Genomic DNA, 2,500 nt, shown 5'->3' on the forward strand with positions numbered 1-2,500 from the left:
TGGTTGCGGGGGCAGGATTTGAACCTGCGGCCTTCAGGTTATGAGCCTGACGAGCTACCGGGCTGCTCCACCCCGCGTTGACTTGTTTTATTATAGCATAAAGGCCGCATTTGCGGCCTTTTGATTTGGGCATTTTTGCCCTTTTGTGATTGAGAAGATTTTGAGTTGCGTTTTGCAGACCTGGCAGCGACCTACTCTCCCGCGTCTTGAGACGAAGTACCATTGGCGCTGGGGCGTTTCACGGCCGTGTTCGGAATGGGAACGGGTGCAGCCGCCCCGCGATAACCACCAGGTCGGCAAAACGCAACATATGTTCATGCGGTAGCATGAACATATGTTGCTATTTTTGGATTGGCATGCCTTATCCCGTTCGCTTGTCGCTCACGGGGGACGCCAATCGGCCATACGGTCACCTTTGATATGAGGGACCAGGTGGCCAAAGCAACCTCGTTCATGTTTTCACATGACTGTTGTTTTCGAGAAGCTGGGTGGCATTGCCACTTTTTATCTTAATTACACGCCTTGTTTGACCGGACCGTTTGCCTGCCTTGCTCGAGACCGAGAGAGGCAGCCATACAGGACGCTAGTCCGTCGCGCCTTATGGCGCGCGCCGTCCGCCGGGCCTTTGGCCCGTGAGGACAGAAGATGATGTCATCGAACTTTGTTCGATGAACATATTCAATGGGAACGAAGAAGTCGATCGAGCTATTAGTAACGGTAAGCTTCACACATTGCTGTGCTTCCACACCCGTCCTATCAACGTGGTCGTCTTCCACGGCTCTGATAGGGAACACTCGTTTTCAGGTTGGTTTCCCGCTTAGATGCCTTCAGCGGTTATCCATTCCGTATATAGCTACTCTGCTATGCCCTTGGCAGGACAACAGATCCACCAGAGATACGTCCATCCCGGTCCTCTCGTACTAGGGACAGATCCTGTCAATATTCCTACACCCACGGCAGATAGGGACCGAACTGTCTCACGACGTTCTGAACCCAACTCACGTACCGCTTTAAATGGCGAACAGCCATACCCTTGGGACCTGCTCCAGCCCCAGGATGCGATGAGTCGACATCGAGGTGCCAAACAACCCCGTCGATATGGACTCTTGGGGGTCATCAGCCTGTTATCCCCGGCGTACCTTTTATCCGTTGAGCGATGGCCCTTCCACACGGGACCACCGGATCACTATGACCGACTTTCGTCTCTGCTCGACTTGTCAGTCTCGCAGTCAGGCTAGCTTATGCCATTGCACTCGACGACCGATTTCCGACCGGTCTGAGCTAACCATCGCGCGCCTCCGTTACTCTTTCGGAGGCGACCGCCCCAGTCAAACTACCCACCATACACTGTCCCGGATCCGGATAACGGACCGCGGTTAGACATCCACGAAGATAAGGGTGGTATTTCAAGGATGGCTCCACAGAAACTGGCGTCCCTGCTTCAAAGCCTACCACCTATCCTACACATGCCTTGGCGAATGCCAGTGTAAAGCTATAGTAAAGGTGCACGGGGTCTTTCCGTCTGACCGCAGGAACCCCGCATCTTCACGGGGAATTCAATTTCACTGAGTCTATGTTGGAGACAGCGGGGAAGTCGTTACGCCATTCGTGCAGGTCGGAACTTACCCGACAAGGAATTTCGCTACCTTAGGACCGTTATAGTTACGGCCGCCGTTTACTGGGGCTTCAGTTCAGAGCTTGCACCCCTCCCTTTAACCTTCCAGCACCGGGCAGGCGTCAGACCCTATACGTCGTATTGCTACTTCGCAGAGCCCTGTGTTTTTGATAAACAGTCGCTACCCCCTGGTCTGTGCCACCCCATCATACTTGCGTACAAAAGGGTCACGCTTCTTCCGAAGTTACGCGTGCAATTTGCCGAGTTCCTTCAACATAGTTCTCTCAAGCGCCTTGGTATACTCTACCTGACCACCTGTGTCGGTTTCGGGTACGGTCTATACGGTGGAGCTATTTCCTGGAACCTCTTCGCCGCCCAACCAATCCAATAAGGTTGAACAACACACGAGATCCGTCACTACCACCAGGCCCACGAATATTAACGTGGTTCCCATCGACTACGCGTGTCCGCCTCGTCTTAGGGGCCGGCTAACCCTGCTCAGATTAACTTTAAGCAGGAACCCTTGGTCTTTCGGCGAGGGAGTCTCTCACTCCCTTTATCGTTACTCATGTCAACATTCGCACTTCCGATATCTCCAGCAGCCCTCACGGGTCCGCCTTCACAGACTTACGGAACGCTCCGCTACCACTTGCGATTACTCGCAAATCCTCAGCTTCGGTGCATGGCTTTAGCCCCGTTACATTTTCGGCGCAAAGACCCTTATTTAGACCAGTGAGCTGTTACGCTTTCTTTAAATGATGGCTGCTTCTAAGCCAACATCCTGGTTGTTTTGGGATCCTCACATCCTTTCCCACTTAGCCATGACTTGGGGACCTTAGCTGGAGGTCAGGGTTGTTGCCCTTTTCACGACGGACGTTAGCACCC

General features: G+C 53.2%; 1 tRNA gene and 2 rRNA genes (1 of these 3 cut by a window edge). All 3 read right to left on the bottom strand.

From position 1 onward, the window contains the following. Positions 1 to 77: transfer RNA gene (locus ACQZ40_RS25475), tRNA-Met, on the bottom strand. A gap of 101 nt (positions 78 to 178) precedes the next feature. Then, positions 179 to 293 (bottom strand): 5S ribosomal RNA (rrf, locus tag ACQZ40_RS25480). A 394-nt stretch (positions 294 to 687) separates the two neighbouring features. After that, a 23S ribosomal RNA gene (locus tag ACQZ40_RS25485) occupies positions 688 to 2,500 on the bottom strand (it continues 1,121 nt past the right edge of the window).

This window comes from Agrobacterium sp. 16-172Ci, from assembly GCF_053522725.1.